Here is a 17,080-nt window from a genome sequence, read left to right on the forward strand (position 1 = left end):
AAATGCCCGGTGGCGCTACGCTTACCGGGTCTGGGGTTTGTGCGGCCTGATGCCCTCACCCCGACCCTCTCCCAGAGGGAGAGGGCGCAAATACTAAAAACGGCAACCAGGTTGCCGTTTTGCTTTTATCTACTGAATCGGGCTTAAGGTGATCTCGACGCGACGGTTCTGCGCTTTGCCTTCCGCCGTGCTGTTGCTGGCGATCGGATTCGCCGGGCCCATGCCGCTGGTGCGAATGCGGTTCGCCGCCACGCCCTGAGTGATCAGCGAGCTGGCCACCGCGTCAGCACGCTGCTGGGAGAGACGCATGTTCAGATCCTGGCTGCCGGTGCTGTCGGTATAGCCCAGCACGTTCACGGCGGTTTTTTCATACTCTTTCAGCACCATCGCCACGCCGGTCAGGGTGTTGGCACCCGCCGGTTTCAGCGTTGCGCTGCTGCTGTCGAAAGTGACGTTGTTTGGCATGTTCAGAATGATGTTATCGCCGCTGCGGGTCACGCTTACGCCGGTACCCTGCATTTTGTCGCGCAGCTTCGCTTCCTGCACATCCATGTAATAACCCGCGCCGCCACCCAGCGCTGCGCCTGCTGCGGCACCAATCAGGGCACCTTTGCCGCGATCTTTTTTCGAGGAGGAGAGTGCGCCAACACCTGCGCCCACCAGGGAGCCGATGCCTGCGCCAATACCTGATTTACCTGCTTCGCGTTCGCCGGTGTAAGGGTTGGTGGTGCAGCCTGAAACAACCAGGGCGCCGCTCACTACGGCGGCAATCATAAGTGCGCTTTTTTTCATCTTCTTTCCTTAAGCTTTTTTATTCTTTGCCACGACGGGCGTGGCGGTTGATTATGACGTCCAGTTACGGAGAAAATTCCGGGGATAACTCTTAAATTTGTGTCAAATCATAAACAGTCTCAATGAAGGCTGAGAAAACCTGCAACCGGCAATCCAGGAGCACACGCTGTGACCACTTCAACGAAAACCATTCTGACTGCAGCCCACTGGGGGCCCATGCTGGTCGAAACCGACGGCGACAGGGTACTGTCATCCCGTGGCGCGTTGCCGACAAAGCATCCCAACTCCCTGCAGACCGCGGTGCGCGACCAGGTGCACAGCAAAACGCGCGTGCGCTGGCCGATGGTGCGTAAAGGCTTTCTCGCCTCGCCGGATAACCCACAAGGGGTGCGCGGGCAGGATGAATTTGTGCGCGTCAGCTGGGATGAGGCGCTGACGCTTATCGATGCGCAGCATAAACGTATTCGCCAGAGCTATGGCCCATCGTCCATTTTCGCCGGTTCGTACGGCTGGCGCTCCAACGGCGTGCTGCACAAAGCTGCCACCCTGCTCCAGCGCTATATGAGCCTCGCAGGCGGCTACACCGGCCATCTGGGGGACTACTCAACCGGTGCGGCACAGGCCATCATGCCGTATGTGGTGGGCGGCAACGAAGTCTATCAGCAGCAGACCAGCTGGCCGCTGGTGCTGAAGCACGCCGGGGTGGTGGTGCTGTGGAGCGCTAACCCGCTCAACACCCTTAAGATTGCGTGGAATGCCAGCGACGAGCAGGGGATGCAGTATTTTGACGCACTGCGTAAAAGCGGCAAGCGCCTGATCTGCATCGATCCGATGCGCTCCGAAACCATGGATTTCTTTGGCGACAGCGCCGAGTGGATCGCCCCGCATATGGGCACCGATGTGGCAATGATGCTCGGCATCGCCCATACGCTGGTAGAAAACGGCTGGCAGGATGACGCTTTCCTGGCGCGCTGCACCTCCGGGTATGAAAAGTTTGCTGATTACCTGACCGGTGCGGCAGACGGTATCGCCAAAACGGCTGAATGGGCCGCGGACATTTGCGGCGTTCCGGCAGATAAAATTCGCGAACTCGCGGCGTTGTTCCACAATAACACGACGATGCTGATGGCTGGCTGGGGCATGCAGCGTCAGCAGTTTGGCGAGCAGAAACACTGGATGCTGGTCACCCTGGCGGCAATGCTCGGCCAGATTGGGACCCCGGGCGGTGGCTTTGGGCTTTCATATCACTTTGCCAACGGTGGTAACCCGACGCGTCGTGCGGCGGTGCTGGCCTCGATGCAGGGTTCGGTTAAGGGCGGTACCGACGCGGTGGATAAAATCCCGGTCGCCCGCATTGTTGAAGCCCTGGAAAATCCCGGCGGCTTTTATCAGCACAACGGTCTGGATCGCCACTTCCCGGATATTCGCTTTGTCTGGTGGGCCGGCGGCGCCAACTTTACCCACCATCAGGACACTAACCGCCTGATCCGCGCCTGGCAAAAACCGGAGCTGGTGGTGATCTCCGAGTGCTTCTGGACGGCGGCGGCGAAGCATGCCGATATTGTACTGCCGGCCACCACCTCGTTTGAACGCAACGACATGACCATGACCGGCGACTACAGCAACCAGCATATGGTGCCCATGAAGCGGGTTGTGGCCCCGCGCGATGAAGCGCGTGACGATCTTGACGTGTTTGCTGAGCTGAGTGAACGCTGGGAGCAGGGCGGCGGTGAGCGTTTCACCGAAGGCAAAACCGATCTGGAATGGCTGGAGTCGTTCTATGAGATTGCCGGGCAGCGCGGCGCGGCACAGGGGGTGACCTTAGCGCCCTTTGCTGAGTTCTGGGCAGCCAACGCTATCGTCGAAATGCCGGAGTCTGAAGACAATGCGAAGTTTGTGCGCTTCGCTGATTTCCGTCGCGATCCTGAGCGTCATCCGCTCAAAACCGAGAGCGGCAAAATCGTGCTGTACTCAGAGCGTATCGCCAGCTTCGGCTACGCCGATTGTCCACCACACCCGATGTGGCTGGCGCCGGACGAGTGGCAGGGTAATGCCGAGCCGGGGCAACTGCAGATCCTCTCTGCCCACCCGGCGCACCGTCTGCACAGCCAGCTTAACTACTCATCCCTGCGCGAGCAGTACGCGGTGGCCGGACGCGAGCCGGTGACGCTGCACCCGGATGACGCCAGGGCGCGCGGTATTGCCGATGGCGACGTGGTACGGGTCTGGAACCATCGCGGCCAGGTGCTGGCCGGGGCGGTGGTCAGCGAAGGCATCAAGCCGGGGGTGATCTGCATTCACCAGGGGGCATGGCCGGATCTGGATCCTGAGAACGACGGGATTTGTAAGAACGGGGCGGTTAACGTGCTGACCAAAGATATCCCCAGCTCGAAGCTGGGGAATGGTTGCGCGGGGAATACCGCGCTGGCGTGGCTGGAAAAATATCAGGGGCCGCTGCTTACGCTGACGGCGTTTGATCCGCCTGCCAGCTCATAAGCCAGGTCGGGTGCTGGGTATCTTCCTGCCAGGCGCTGTCTTCAATGCGAAAGCCCTGCGCATGATAGAAATTCACCGCCCGACTGTTCTTCTGGTAGACCTCGAGGCTTAAATACGGGTAGCGCTGCTGAACATGGTTTATCAGCGCATGCCCGATGCCTTTGCCCGCCCAGGCGGGATCGATAAACAGCGCGCCGATGAACCTGGACTCCATCACGCTGATAAACCCGCGAATAGCGCCTTCCTCTTCCCATACCCACGTCTCGGCCGAAGGCAGGTAAACCTCCCGCACCACCTCCTCGCTCTCCACCCAATACTGCGCATCGATAAACGGATGGGCGACAGTGGTACTCTCCAGCCACAGGGTCAGCAGCGGCTCGACGTCGTCACTGAGCCATTTGCGGATCATGTTGACCTCCGGGGTGCCAGTCACAGGCGGTAACGTGATCGTTGACCAGCCCGCAGGCCTGCATAAAGGCGTAACAGATGGTGCTGCCGACAAACTTAAAGCCGCGCTTTTTTAACGCCTTCGAGAGGGCATCGGAGGTGGGCGTCGAGGCGGGGATCTGCGCCAGCGTTGCTGCCCGGGTCACCTGCGGCGCGTTATCGACAAAGGACCAGATAAAATCGGAAAAGCGCTCGCCGCGCTCTTCCATCGCCAGGTAAGCGCGGGCGTTGCCGATGATGGCTTCGATTTTGCCCCGATGGCGAATAATGCCCGCATCCAGCACTAACCTGTCGACATCCTCGACGGTCATCTCTGCCACCTGAACCGGATCGAACTGGTGGAAAGCCTGACGATAGTTTTCGCGCTTTTTAAGCACGGTGATCCAGGATAATCCGGCCTGCTGACCCTCAAGGCAAATCATCTCGAATAATTTCTTTCCATCAGTTTCCGGCACGCCCCACTCTTTATCGTGATAGGCGATGTAGAGCGGATCCTGGCTAACCCAGCCACAACGTTGCATCGGTTCTCTCCCTTTTGTTCATGAAATGACAAAAATTTCAATCGACCCGGCTTGACGTGTCATCTAAAGAGACAATAGTTAATACAGGCTGATACGCAACATCCCTCATGTCGCAACAGGCCTCACTATAAACAATCACAAATATCGCCGAATTCGGCTCTTCTCTGGAGTCGCTTTGATGATTATAAAAAAAATAAGTGGCCGCCATGCCGTAACCGGTCTGGTGAGTTTCTTAGCCTGTCTGCTGACAGGCAACACAGCAAATGCCTGGCAACAGGAATATATCGTTTCGGATACAAAAAGTAATACCACTGAGCGTTATACATGGGATGACGATCACCAACCGCGTTATGAGGACATTCTCAAAGAGCGGATCCTCTCTTCGCAGAATATGCCCGGTTTAGCGCTGAATCTACCCGATACGTCGCCTGTTGAAGCGACCAGCTCCATGAGCGTGGGCCTGAGTATTCCCGTGGCCCGCCGTTTTACCACCGGACCGGTTGCCGCCTGGCACTATGACGGCTCTACGCCCAATATGTACAACGAGTTTGGCGATAGCGTGAACACCCAGTCGCTAATCGATCCCCTATGGCATGCCAGCGTCAGTACGCTCGGCTGGCGCGTTGATACGCGCGTGGGCGATCTCCGGCCCTGGGCGCAAATCAGCTATAACCAGCAGTTTGGCGATAATCAGTGGAAAATGCAGTCCGGCCTGGGGCGCCTGGCGCCGTCCACGCAATACGGTAACTGGATGGATGTCACCGTCGGGGCCGATATGCTGATCAACCCCTATATGGCGGCCTATGCCTCTATGTCACAGGCCGACAATATGACCACCGGCGAAGATTATCTCTATACCCTCGGCGTCAGCGCCAGGTTCTGAACTGAACGCATAAATGGCCTGTGCAGCGCCGGAAGTGAGCCTTCTCCGGTGCGGTTCAGACAGCAGTCCAGGCCATTCATTCCTGATTTTCGGCATTTCATTCCGCGCCCTCTGCATTTCATGCCGTTTTACCCCTGGTAAGTTAGGGTTTTAGTTATCGTTGTCAGCAGTGAATTTCCCTTTTTTCTGCTGCAGGACAACTGCCATGAACACATCATCTTACAACCGCACTCGCTGGCTGACCCTTATCGGCACCATCGTGACCCAGTTTGCGCTGGGTTCAGTCTACACCTGGAGCCTGTTTAACAGCGCGCTCTCCGATAAACTCAATGCACCGGTGAGCCAGGTGGCTTTCTCCTTTGGCTTGCTGAGCCTGGGCCTGGCGCTCTCCTCCTCCGTTGCCGGTAAATTACAGGAACGCTTCGGCGTTAAGCGCGTCACCATGGCTTCCGGGCTGTTGCTCGGGCTCGGCTTCTTCCTGACCGCGCATTCCAGCAATCTGATGATGCTGTGGCTGAGCGCCGGGGTGCTGGTAGGACTGGCGGATGGCGCGGGCTATCTGTTGACCCTGTCGAACTGTGTGAAATGGTTCCCGGAACGTAAAGGGCTGATCTCCGCCTTTGCCATTGGTTCTTACGGTCTTGGCAGCCTGGGCTTCAAATTTATCGACAGCAATTTGCTTGCCACCGTCGGCCTTGAAAAGACCTTCATGATCTGGGGCGCTATCGTGCTGGTGATGATCCTGTTCGGTGCCACCCTGATGAAAGATGCCCCGCAGCAGGAAGTGAAATCCGTCAACGGTGTGGTAGAGAACGACTTTACGCTGGTCCAGTCAATGCGTAAGCCGCAGTACTGGATGCTGGCCGTGATGTTCCTGACCGCCTGCATGAGTGGCCTGTACGTGATTGGCGTGGCGAAAGATATCGCTCAGGGGATGGTAAAACTGGACGCGGCAACGGCGGCCAACGCGGTGACCGTTATCTCTATCGCCAACCTCTCTGGTCGCCTGGTGCTGGGGATCCTGTCTGATAAAATCGCCCGTATCCGCGTCATTACTATTGGCCAGGTGGTTTCGCTGGTGGGTATGGCGGCCCTGCTTTTCGCCCCGCTCAATGAAGTGACCTTCTTTGCGGCTATTGCCTGCGTTGCATTTAACTTCGGCGGCACCATCACCGTCTTCCCGTCGCTGGTAAGTGAATTCTTCGGGCTTAATAACCTGGCGAAAAACTACGGCGTTATTTATTTAGGTTTTGGTATCGGCAGTATTTGCGGTTCGCTTATTGCGTCGTTATTCGGCGGTTTCTATGTAACCTTCTGCGTAATATTCGCCCTGCTTATCCTTTCTCTGGCGCTTTCCACTACGATTCGCCAGCCACAGCGCGAAATATTTAAAGAAGCGCATGCCTGAGTAAATTCCCTCTAAGGGCCGGATATTCCGGCCTTTTTTGTTTCTGCACTCCGTAAAAAACAGTCCGATGGTATGTCATCGGACTTGTTTTTTTGTAAATATTTGCAGGGATCACATTCTCTGCTGCCACTTTTTCTTTTCCTTGTGGTCTACTTACCGCGCTTACAGACGTTTCCTATAACGTACTCCCAGGCAATGAAATATGTTGTTCACTTTTTAACCAAGAGTGAGACGGCTCTACTTTATCTTTTTCCAGGTTGCATTAATGAAATATATCAAAGCGATGACGCAACAAAAGCTCAGCTTTTTGCTCGCGTTGTACATCGGTCTGTTTATGAATGGCGCGGTTTTTTTCCGTCGGTTTGACGGTTATGCGCAAGACTTTACCGCCTGGAAAGGAATCGCTGCGGTCGTTGAACTGGTTGCCACTGTGCTGGTCACCTTCTTTTTACTGCGTTTGCTGTCGCTGTTTGGCCGCCGGATATGGCGCGTACTCGCCACGCTGGTGGTGTTGTGCTCGGCGGGTGCCAGCTATTACATGACCTTTATGAACGTGGTGATCGGCTACGGCATTATTGCCTCGGTCATGACCACAGATATTGATCTCTCGAAAGAGGTGGTCGGTATTCACTTTGTCCTCTGGCTGGTTTGCGTCAGCATCCTGCCGCTGCTGCTTATCTGGAACAACCGCTGCCGCTATACGCTGTTGCGCCAGCTGCGTACCCCAGGGCAGCGCATCAGAAGCGCTGCGGTGGTTGTCCTGGCGGGATTGATGGTGTGGGGCCCTATCCGCCTGCTGGATTTACAGCAGAAAAACGTTGAGCGTACCTCCGGCGTGGATATGCCGAGCTATGGCGGCGTGGTGGCGAACTCCTATCTGCCGTCTAACTGGATCTCCGCGCTGGGGTTATATGCCTGGGCGCAGGTGGATGAGTCTTCTGACAATAAATCGCTGATGAACCCGGCGAAGAAATTTACCTATCAGGCCCCTGCGGATATTGATGATACCTATATGATCTTCATTATCGGTGAAACCACGCGCTGGGATCATATGGGGCTTCTGGGCTATGAGCGGGATACGACGCCGAAGCTGGCGCAGGAGAAAAACCTCGTCGCCTTCCGCGGTTACTCGTGCGATACCGCGACCAAGCTCTCGTTGCGCTGCATGTTCGTGCGTGAGGGTGGGGCAAGCGATAACCCGCAGCGTACGCTGAAAGAGCAGAACGTCTTCGCGGTGCTGCGCCAGCTGGGCTTTAGCTCCGACCTCTACGCGATGCAAAGCGAGATGTGGTTCTACAGCAACACCATGGCCAACAACATTGCCTATCGTGAGCAGATTGGCGCTGAGCCGCGTAACCGCGGTAAGAGCGTGGACGATATGCTGCTGATCGACGAGATGAAACGCTCGCTGCAGGGCAACCAGAATGGTAAGCATATGATTATTCTGCATACCAAAGGGTCGCACTTTAACTACACCCAGCGTTATCCGCGCAGCTTTGCAAAATGGACGCCGGAGTGTAAGGGCGTGGACAAAGACTGTAGCAAACAGCAGCTGATCAACTCCTACGATAACTCGGTGACCTATGTGGATCACTTTATCGACAGCGTGATTGACCAGGTGCGTGATAAGAAAGCTATTGTCTTCTACGCCGCCGATCACGGTGAGTCGATTAACGAGAAAGAGCATCTGCACGGCACGCCGCGCAAGATGGCACCGCCGGAGCAGTTCCGCGTCCCGATGATGGTGTGGATGTCTGACAAGTATCTGGCGAACCCGGAGAAAGCCAAAATGTTCGCCCACCTCAAAGAGCAGGCGGATATGAAAGTGGCGCACCGTCATGTGGAGCTGTACGACACCATTCTCGGTTGCCTCGGTTATACCTCGCCGGACGGCGGGATTAACGAGAATAACAACTGGTGTAAAGTGCCGGACACCGCGGTGAAAGCCGCGAAGTAACTGGTCTGGCGACTTTATAGCCGATCGAATGGCTTTTTCAGAATAAGGGATTGACGGGGTCGCAGCGTAGCAGTAAGATGCGCTCCGCATTCGGCGAGTAGCGCAGCTTGGTAGCGCAACTGGTTTGGGACCAGTGGGTCGGAGGTTCGAATCCTCTCTCGCCGACCACATTCGAAAACCCCGCTCTTTGAGCGGGGTTTTTTGCATCTGAAATTAATAAGGATGAGAACCTCCGGGGCAGGAGGTTCGACTCGAGCGAAGCGAGAGAACGTTGCTTCAGCAACGGCCCGCAGGGCGAGTCACGGAGTGACGAGTTATCCTCTCTCGCCGACCACATTCGAAAACCCCGCTCTTTGAGCGGGGTTTTTTGCATTTATCGCCTGTAGAAATTAACTCCCCAAAAGACTTATCTGCCTTAATTGGCAAAAATACGCCTTACCTCAGTTTCACTCTGCCTGTTAACGTTTATGTGACATATTCCATTGTATTTTTTTATATATGGAATGATCTTTTTTCGCGTTGCTTATACATAACCTCAGCATTTTCCCCTGTGCGTTTTAACGTTCACGGCATTTAGTGCGCAGATAATCGCCATTCCGTAAGAAAATTTACCCTGGTTGAATAAATGTTAATCACTGGTTGTAGGAGAATGTGCAGAGAGTTGTGCTGCATCATGGCGGGTAGCATAAATTTCCCTGCTGAAAATATGCCCCGGTAGTTTTTTTAATCTTTGTTTGCCAATTCTCACACTTAGCGTAAATCCCCGTCACCTGTATTGACGTTTTCACATTCTGTTGACAGATTGTAGGGCACGAGGGGCAATTCAGGGAGGATCTGCGCTGCAACTCAGTCGCTCTTCTGAAAGGAATCTCCATCCCTTATAACGCCTTTGGGCAGCACCGACCGGACCGGGTAAAAAATAAATTAAAGGTCAGGCGGAGTAACACAACAAAAACATCACATTGGAGCAGAATAACAATGAGTATTTCCTTGAAGAAGTCAGGGATGCTGAAGCTTGGTCTGAGCCTGGTAGCCATGACTGTCGCAGCAAGCGTACAGGCAAAAACGTTGGTCTACTGTTCTGAAGGCTCGCCGGAAGGCTTTAACCCACAGCTCTTTACCTCGGGTACGACGTACGACGCCAGCTCTGTACCTATCTATAACCGTCTGGTTGAATTCAAAACCGGTACCACGGAAGTTATTCCGGGTCTGGCAGAGAAGTGGGAAGTCAGCGAAGACGGTAAAACCTATACCTTCCACCTGCGCCAGGGCGTGAAGTGGCAGGACAGCAAAGAGTTCAAACCGACGCGCGATCTGAACGCAGACGACGTGGTGTTCTCCTTCGACCGTCAGAAAAATGCCCAGAACCCGTACCACAAAGTCTCCGGCGGCAGCTATGAGTACTTCGAAGGTATGGGTCTGCCGGATCTGATCAGCGAAGTGAAAAAAGTTGACGATAAGACCGTTCAGTTCGTGCTGACCCGTCCGGAAGCGCCATTCCTGGCTGACCTGGCTATGGACTTCGCCTCTATTCTCTCTAAAGAGTACGCGGACAACATGCTGAAAGCCGGCACCCCGGAAAAAGTTGACCTGAACCCAATCGGTACCGGTCCATTCCAGCTGCTGCAGTACCAGAAAGACTCCCGTATTCTGTATAAAGCGTTCGAAGGTTACTGGGGCACCAAGCCGCAGATCGACCGTCTGGTCTTCTCTATCACGCCTGACGCCTCCGTGCGTTACGCCAAACTGCAGAAGAACGAGTGCCAGGTGATGCCATACCCGAACCCGGCTGACATTGCGCGCATGAAGCAGGACAAAAACATCAACCTGCTGGAGCAGGCGGGTCTGAACGTTGGCTATCTCTCCTTCAACACCGAGAAGAAACCTTTTGATGACGTGAAAGTGCGTCAGGCGCTGACCTACGCGGTAAACAAAGACGCGATCATTAAAGCCGTTTACCAGGGTGCGGGCGTTGCTGCCAAGAACCTGATCCCACCAACCATGTGGGGCTACAACGACGACGTTAAGGACTACACCTACGATCCTGAGAAAGCGAAAGCGCTGCTGAAAGAAGCAGGCCAGGATAAAGGCTTCACCGTTGAACTGTGGGCAATGCCAGTCCAGCGTCCATACAACCCGAACGCTCGCCGTATGGCCGAGATGGTTCAGGCTGACTGGGCTAAGATCGGCGTTCAGGCCAAAATCGTGACCTACGAGTGGGGCGAGTACCTGAAGCGTGCTAAAGCCGGTGAGCACCAGGCTGTGATGATGGGCTGGACCGGTGACAACGGGGATCCGGATAACTTCTTCGCGACCCTGTTCAGCTGCGCCGCAGCGAAAGACGGTTCTAACTACTCTCGCTGGTGCTACAAGCCGTTTGAAGACCTGATTCAGCCGGCACGTGCTGCAGAAGATCATAACAAGCGTATCGAACTGTACAAACAGGCTCAGGTTGTGATGCATGACCAGGCTCCGGCGCTGATCGTGGCTCACTCCACCGTGTATGAGCCAGTGCGTAAAGAAGTTAAAGGCTACGTGGTTGATCCACTGGGTAAACACCACTTCGAAAACGTCTCTGTTGAATAATTAAAAGCAACGCCAGGCGGCGCTGCGTTTGCACTGGCCTACGGCATGTAGGCCGGGTAAGCGTAGCGCCACCCGGCAGCAGTGCTTTATTCCCTCTCTAAAAGGGGAGGGAATAAGATTTGTGAGCAATACAGACGTCACGCCTTCCGGCGAGCGTCATTAGAGAGAATCCGGGTTATGTTGCAGTTCATCCTCCGACGTCTGGGACTTGTTATCCCTACGTTTATCGGTATCACCCTTCTCACCTTCGCTTTCGTCCATATGATCCCCGGTGACCCGGTCATGATTATGGCGGGCGAGCGTGGCATTTCTCCTGAACGTCATGCACAACTGTTGGCCGAACTGGGGCTTGATAAGCCGATGTGGCAGCAGTATCTCCACTATATCTGGGGTGTGATGCATGGTGATTTAGGTATCTCGCTGAAAAGCCGTCTTCCGGTATGGGACGAGTTCGTACCACGCTTTAAAGCGACGCTGGAACTCGGTGTCTGCGCCATGATTTTTGCCGTCGCCGTGGGTATCCCGGTGGGCGTGCTGGCTGCGGTAAAACGTGGCTCCATCTTTGATCATACCGCCGTTGGCCTGGCGCTGACCGGTTACTCCATGCCTATCTTCTGGTGGGGCATGATGCTGATCATGCTGGTTTCGGTGCAGTGGAACCTGACGCCGGTCTCCGGACGCGTTAGCGACATGGTCTTCCTGGATGATACCAACCCGCTGACCGGTTTTATGCTGATCGACACGGCCATCTGGGGCGAAGAGGGCAACTTTATTGATGCGCTGGCGCATATGATCCTGCCTGCGATGGTGCTCGGGACAATCCCGCTGGCGGTTATCGTGCGTATGACCCGTTCGTCGATGCTGGAAGTGCTTGGCGAAGATTATATCCGTACTGCCCGCGCCAAAGGCCTGACCCGCATGCGCGTGATTATCGTTCATGCGCTGCGTAACGCCATGCTGCCGGTGGTCACGGTTATCGGTCTGCAGGTGGGCACGCTGCTGGCAGGGGCGATCCTGACCGAAACCATCTTCTCCTGGCCAGGGCTGGGTCGCTGGCTGATTGACGCGCTGCAGCGCCGTGACTATCCGGTTGTGCAGGGCGGTGTTCTGCTGGTGGCGACGATGATTATCCTCGTCAACCTGCTGGTCGATTTGCTGTACGGCGTGGTGAACCCGCGTATTCGTCATAAGAAGTAAGGGGCCATCATGTCACAAGTTACTGCAAATAAAGCTGCACCGGTGCCAATGACGCCGCTGCAGGAGTTCTGGCACTACTTCAAGCGCAACAAAGGCGCAGTGGTGGGGCTGGTCTATGTTTCCATCATGATCATCATCGCCGTTTTTGCGAACGTACTCGCACCGCATAACCCAGCGGAGCAGTTCCGCGACGTGCTGCTGGCACCGCCAGCCTGGCAGGAAGGTGGAACATTTGCCCACCTGCTGGGTACCGATGACGTGGGCCGCGATGTGCTCTCCCGTCTGATGTACGGTGCGCGTCTGTCGCTGCTGGTTGGCTGTCTGGTGGTGGTGCTCTCGCTGATCCTCGGCGTAGTGCTGGGCCTGATCGCCGGTTACTTTGGCGGCCTGATTGATAACACCATTATGCGTGTCGTCGACATCATGCTGGCCCTGCCAAGCCTGCTGCTGGCGCTGGTTCTGGTGGCCATCTTCGGCCCGTCAATCGGCAATGCCGCGCTCGCCCTGACGTTCGTTGCCCTTCCTCACTACGTGCGATTAACCCGTGCGGCGGTGCTGGTGGAAGTGAACCGTGACTACGTTACCGCGTCTCGCGTGGCCGGTGCCGGTGCGATGCGCCAGATGTTCGTCAATATTCTTCCTAACTGCCTTGCGCCGCTGATTGTTCAGGCATCGCTCGGTTTCTCTAACGCCATTCTCGATATGGCCGCTCTTGGCTTCCTTGGCATGGGTGCGCAGCCGCCAACACCGGAGTGGGGCACCATGCTCTCCGACGTGTTGCAGTTCGCGCAAAGCGCCTGGTGGGTCGTGACCTTCCCGGGTCTGGCGATCCTGCTGACGGTGCTGGCATTTAACCTGATGGGTGATGGTCTGCGTGATGCACTTGATCCCAAACTGAAGCAGTAAGAGGCACGAGATGGCGTTATTAAATGTAGATAAATTATCGGTGCACTTCGGTGACGTAGGCTCCGAGTTTCGCGCCGTAGACCGTGTTAGCTACAGCGTAAATCAGGGTGAAGTGGTCGGCATTGTCGGGGAGTCCGGCTCCGGTAAGTCGGTGAGCTCACTGGCGATCATGGGACTGATTGATTTTCCCGGCCGCGTGATGGCGGAAAACCTGGCGTTCAATGGTCAGGATCTGAAGCGCATTTCTGAAAAAGAGCGCCGCAATCTGGTCGGCGCCGAAGTGGCGATGATCTTCCAGGACCCGATGACCAGCCTTAACCCGTGCTACACCGTGGGTTTCCAGATTATGGAAGCCATCAAGGTGCATCAGGGTGGTAATAAGAAAACCCGTCGCCAGCGTGCCATCGACCTGCTGACCCAGGTGGGTATTCCTGATCCAGCCTCGCGTCTGGATGTCTATCCGCATCAGCTCTCCGGCGGGATGAGCCAGCGTGTAATGATCGCCATGGCAATCGCCTGTCGTCCAAAACTGCTGATTGCGGATGAACCGACAACCGCGCTGGACGTGACCATTCAGGCACAGATCATCGAGCTACTGCTGGAGTTACAGCAGAAAGAGAACATGGCGCTGATCCTGATCACCCATGACCTGGCGTTAGTGGCCGAAGCGGCGCATAAAATCATCGTGATGTATGCCGGACAGGTCGTGGAGACCGGCAGCTCGCACGATATCTTCCGCGCGCCGCGTCACCCTTATACCCAGGCGCTGCTGCGGGCGTTGCCGGAGTTTGCCCAGGATAAGGCGCGTCTGGCGTCACTGCCGGGCGTGGTACCGGGGAAATACGACCGCCCGACCGGCTGCCTGCTGAACCCGCGTTGCCCGTATGCCACGGACAAATGCCGCGCTGATGAGCCGGATCTCTATACGCTCAGTGACGGTCGTCAGTCTAAATGTCACTACCCACTCGATGATGCCGGGAGGCCCACACTATGAGTACGCAAGAGGCCACCATGCAACAGCCGCTGTTGCAGGCTATCGATCTGAAAAAACACTATCCGGTGAAGAAGGGGATGTTTGCCCCTGAGCGCCTGGTGAAAGCGCTGGATGGCGTCTCCTTTACCCTCGAGCGCGGCAAAACGCTGGCGGTGGTGGGGGAGTCCGGCTGTGGGAAATCGACCCTGGGCCGTCTGCTGACGATGATTGAAACGCCTACCGGCGGTGAACTCTATTATCAGGGACAGGACCTGCTCAAGCACGATCCGCAGGCGCAGAAGCTGCGTCGCCAGAAAATCCAGATTGTGTTCCAGAACCCGTACGGTTCATTGAACCCGCGCAAGAAAGTGGGGCAGATTCTGGAAGAGCCGCTGCTGATTAACAGTAATCTCAGCAAAGAGCAGCGTCGTGAAAAAGCGCTGGCGATGATGGCGAAAGTGGGGCTCAAAACCGAGCATTACGATCGCTATCCGCATATGTTCTCCGGCGGCCAGCGTCAGCGTATCGCTATCGCCCGTGGTCTGATGCTCGATCCGGACGTGGTGATCGCCGATGAACCTGTCTCCGCGCTGGACGTTTCCGTTCGTGCGCAGGTGCTGAACCTGATGATGGACCTGCAGCAGGATTTAGGTCTGTCTTACGTCTTCATCTCCCACGACCTGTCAGTGGTAGAACACATTGCGGATGAAGTGATGGTCATGTACCTGGGCCGCTGCGTGGAGAAGGGAACTAAAGATCAGATCTTTAATAACCCGCGCCATCCGTATACGCAGGCGTTGCTCTCTGCGACGCCGCGTCTGAACCCGGATGAACGTCGGGAGCGTATTAAGCTGACCGGCGAGCTGCCAAGCCCGCTTAATCCGCCGCCGGGTTGTGCCTTCAATGCCCGCTGCCGTCGTCGTTTTGGGCCCTGTACCCAGCTGCAACCGCAGTTAAAAGACTACGGCGGACAACTGGTGGCCTGCTTTGCGGTCGATCAGGATGAAAACGGCGAGAAGCCTCAGGTGTAAGTCATAAAAAAACCGGCGAATTCGCCGGTTTTTTATTGGTTGCGCAGCACTATTTTCGTAAACGGATCTGGTCGACAGCGTGCTTTTCACTTTTGGTGAGGATCAGGCTGGCGCGCTCACGCGTCGGCAGTATGTTCTCTTTCAGGTTCACGTAATTAATCTCATTCCACAGCGCGGTCGCCACATTCACAGCCTCTTCTTTCGAAAGCTGGGCGTAGTTGTGGAAGTAAGAGTCAGGATCGGTGAACGCCCCTTCGCGGAACTTCAGGAAGCGGTTGATGTACCAGTTTTGCAGCAAATCTTCCGGGGCATCGACATAAATGGAGAAATCGACAAAGTCAGAGACAAAGACATGATGCGGGTCATGAGGATAGTCCATGCCGCTTTGCAGAACATTTAACCCTTCCAGAATCAGAATGTCCGGCTGCACTACCGTTTTGTCCCCGTCCGGAATGCGGTCGTAGATCAGGTGCGAATACACCGGTGCCGTAACGTTCGGCGCGCCGGATTTCAGATCCGAAACGAATTTCACCAGACGGTGCATATCATAAGAGAGGGGGAAGCCCTTCTTCTTCATCAGACCGCGTTCTTTCAGCACCTCATTGGGATGCAGGAAGCCGTCGGTGGTGATCAGCTCAACGCTGCGATGCTCTGGCCAGCGGCTCAGCAGCGCCTGCAGGACGCGCGCGGTAGTGCTTTTACCCACGGCCACGCTGCCGGCAATACTGATGATATAAGGAATGCGTTGCCCATTAGTCCCGAGGAACTGCTCCAGGACGGCCTGTCGACGAAGGTTGGAACTGATATAAAAATTCAGCAAACGTGACAGAGGCAAATAAATTTCGGCAACTTCTTCAAGCGACAGGTCTTCGTTTATCCCTTTTAACCGCGCGATTTCGCCTTCCGTTAAGGTCATCGGGACAGAATCACGCAGAGCAGCCCACTGGCTGCGGCTAAACTGGAGATAAGGCGTCATTAACGTTTGCTCTTTTTTGCTCATAAGCATGCTTGAGTGAAGCGTCTCATCCCACAACAGAGGCTAGCCATGCGGGGTATGGCACATCACATAATAGTTAATTTTGGACAATGGGCAGGAGGGTAACACCAGATGAGCCGAATAATAAGAAAAAATATGGCTCCATGTTACGTTAAGCGGGAAGGGTCACAGACCGGGTTTGCGCCCATTCCAAAGCCGTATATGGTGAATATTTGTGCGCGTTTGCTTGAAAATACAGCGTTATTCTCTCTTCTCGCACAAAATGTGAGCGAAAGAACAATTTATGCAAATTTTTAGTTGCATGACTGCCCATGTCTCCATAGAATGCGCGCTACTTGATGCCGACTTAGCTCAGTAGGTAGAGCAACTGACTTGTAATCAGTAGGTCACCAGTTCGATTCCGGTAGTCGGCACCATCAAGTCCGGTGGGGTTCCCGAGCGGCCAAAGGGAGCAGACTGTAAATCTGCCGTCACAGACTTCGAAGGTTCGAATCCTTCCCCCACCACCACTTTCTGGCAGCGTTAACGCCGCCGGAGTTGGTTGAAAAAATTAACCAGCTCGAACTTAAAAAGAGAGAAATCTCTTTTTTTGTTACAGAAAGAACTGGGTAGCCGAGTTTCAGGATGCGGGCATCGTATAATGGCTATTACCTCAGCCTTCCAAGCTGATGATGCGGGTTCGATTCCCGCTGCCCGCTCCAATACGTGCTGATATGGCTCAGTTGGTAGAGCGCACCCTTGGTAAGGGTGAGGTCCCCAGTTCGACTCTGGGTATCAGCACCACTTCACTTCTCCCTCCCGTTTCTCTCTGTTTCAATGTAAATGTATTCAACAGTTCAGGCATTTCGCCTGGTTGATGTGGTGATATCACCGATTTATCCGTGTC

13 protein-coding genes, 5 tRNA genes and 1 other RNA gene are annotated in these 17,080 nt (G+C 55.2%); 15 read left to right on the top strand and 4 right to left on the bottom strand.

From position 1 onward, the window contains the following. Positions 1-129 precede the first annotated feature (129 nt). Positions 130-792, bottom strand: coding sequence for an OmpA family lipoprotein (locus NB069_RS00845; RefSeq protein WP_250587000.1), 663 nt, complete (start codon positions 790-792; stop codon positions 130-132). Positions 793-1,008: 216 nt separating this feature from the next. Here NB069_RS00845 and NB069_RS00850 point away from each other — a divergent pair, with 216 nt between their 5' ends. After that, positions 1,009-3,288 carry a molybdopterin guanine dinucleotide-containing S/N-oxide reductase gene (locus NB069_RS00850; protein ID WP_250589564.1) on the top strand — a complete coding sequence of 760 codons (2,280 nt, stop codon included), beginning with the start codon at positions 1,009-1,011 and terminating at the stop codon, positions 3,286-3,288. Here the strand turns inward: NB069_RS00850 and NB069_RS00855 are convergent. Beyond that, positions 3,251-3,697: an N-acetyltransferase gene (locus tag NB069_RS00855; protein ID WP_250587002.1), complete on the bottom strand. Its 447-nt coding sequence runs from the start codon at positions 3,695-3,697 to the stop codon at positions 3,251-3,253. The genes NB069_RS00850 and NB069_RS00855 overlap by 38 nt on opposite strands. Continuing rightward, positions 3,675-4,256 carry a DNA-3-methyladenine glycosylase I gene (gene tag / locus NB069_RS00860; RefSeq protein WP_250587004.1) on the bottom strand — a complete coding sequence of 194 codons (582 nt, stop codon included), beginning with the start codon at positions 4,254-4,256 and terminating at the stop codon, positions 3,675-3,677. Before tag ends, NB069_RS00855 begins: the two co-directional genes overlap by 23 nt. Positions 4,257-4,434: 178 nt before the next feature. Here tag and NB069_RS00865 point away from each other — a divergent pair, with 178 nt between their 5' ends. The 10 genes from NB069_RS00865 to dppF all read left to right on the top strand — a co-directional run bounded on the left by NB069_RS00865 (position 4,435) and on the right by dppF (position 15,197). Then, positions 4,435-5,139, top strand: coding sequence for an autotransporter domain-containing protein (locus NB069_RS00865; protein ID WP_250587006.1), 705 nt, complete (start codon positions 4,435-4,437; stop codon positions 5,137-5,139). Between the two features lie 205 nt (positions 5,140-5,344). Next, positions 5,345-6,547: an L-lactate MFS transporter gene (locus tag NB069_RS00870; protein ID WP_250587008.1), complete on the top strand. Its 1,203-nt coding sequence runs from the start codon at positions 5,345-5,347 to the stop codon at positions 6,545-6,547. Between the two features lie 265 nt (positions 6,548-6,812). Further along, positions 6,813-8,504 carry a kdo(2)-lipid A phosphoethanolamine 7''-transferase gene (gene eptB, locus NB069_RS00875; protein WP_250587010.1) on the top strand — a complete coding sequence of 564 codons (1,692 nt, stop codon included), beginning with the start codon at positions 6,813-6,815 and terminating at the stop codon, positions 8,502-8,504. 91 nt (positions 8,505-8,595) lie between these two features. Beyond that, a tRNA-Pro gene (locus NB069_RS00880) sits at positions 8,596-8,672 on the top strand. Between the two features lie 33 nt (positions 8,673-8,705). Continuing rightward, a non-coding RNA gene (locus NB069_RS00885) (RtT sRNA) lies at positions 8,706-8,838 on the top strand. A gap of 644 nt (positions 8,839-9,482) precedes the next feature. Further along, the gene (dppA, locus tag NB069_RS00890) at positions 9,483-11,090 is read left to right on the top strand and encodes a dipeptide ABC transporter periplasmic-binding protein DppA (RefSeq protein WP_250587012.1); all 1,608 of its coding nucleotides are present in this window, start codon (positions 9,483-9,485) and stop codon (positions 11,088-11,090) included. Between the two features lie 177 nt (positions 11,091-11,267). Beyond that, entirely contained in the window at positions 11,268-12,287 is a 1,020-nt protein-coding gene (dppB, locus tag NB069_RS00895; protein WP_250587014.1) for a dipeptide ABC transporter permease DppB, read from the top strand. 9 nt (positions 12,288-12,296) lie between these two features. Continuing rightward, on the top strand, positions 12,297-13,193 hold the full coding sequence (dppC, locus tag NB069_RS00900) for a dipeptide ABC transporter permease DppC (protein WP_250587016.1): 897 nt from the start codon (positions 12,297-12,299) through the stop codon (positions 13,191-13,193). 10 nt (positions 13,194-13,203) lie between these two features. Then, positions 13,204-14,187 (top strand): dipeptide ABC transporter ATP-binding protein, encoded by a 984-nt coding sequence (dppD, locus tag NB069_RS00905; RefSeq protein ID WP_250587018.1) that lies wholly within the window; start codon positions 13,204-13,206, stop codon positions 14,185-14,187. Continuing rightward, positions 14,184-15,197 carry a dipeptide ABC transporter ATP-binding subunit DppF gene (gene dppF, locus NB069_RS00910; RefSeq protein ID WP_250587020.1) on the top strand — a complete coding sequence of 338 codons (1,014 nt, stop codon included), beginning with the start codon at positions 14,184-14,186 and terminating at the stop codon, positions 15,195-15,197. The genes dppD and dppF overlap by 4 nt, the downstream gene beginning before the upstream one ends. Positions 15,198-15,246: 49 nt before the next feature. Here the strand turns inward: dppF and coaA are convergent, their stop codons facing one another. Further along, the gene (coaA, locus tag NB069_RS00915) at positions 15,247-16,197 is read right to left on the bottom strand and encodes a type I pantothenate kinase (protein ID WP_039031124.1); all 951 of its coding nucleotides are present in this window, start codon (positions 16,195-16,197) and stop codon (positions 15,247-15,249) included. Positions 16,198-16,534: 337 nt separating this feature from the next. Here coaA and NB069_RS00920 point away from each other — a divergent pair. From NB069_RS00920 to NB069_RS00935, 4 genes are all read left to right on the top strand, one after another. Continuing rightward, positions 16,535-16,610, top strand: a tRNA-Thr gene (locus tag NB069_RS00920). A gap of 8 nt (positions 16,611-16,618) precedes the next feature. Further along, positions 16,619-16,703 (top strand) — tRNA-Tyr (locus NB069_RS00925). A gap of 117 nt (positions 16,704-16,820) precedes the next feature. After that, a tRNA-Gly gene (locus NB069_RS00930) sits at positions 16,821-16,895 on the top strand. Between the two features lie 6 nt (positions 16,896-16,901). Further along, positions 16,902-16,977: transfer RNA gene (locus tag NB069_RS00935), tRNA-Thr, on the top strand. Positions 16,978-17,080 lie beyond the last annotated feature (103 nt).

Origin of the sequence: Leclercia adecarboxylata, assembly GCF_023639785.1 — a bacterium.
GTDB classification, from domain to species: Bacteria; Pseudomonadota; Gammaproteobacteria; order Enterobacterales; family Enterobacteriaceae; genus Enterobacter; species Enterobacter adecarboxylatus_D.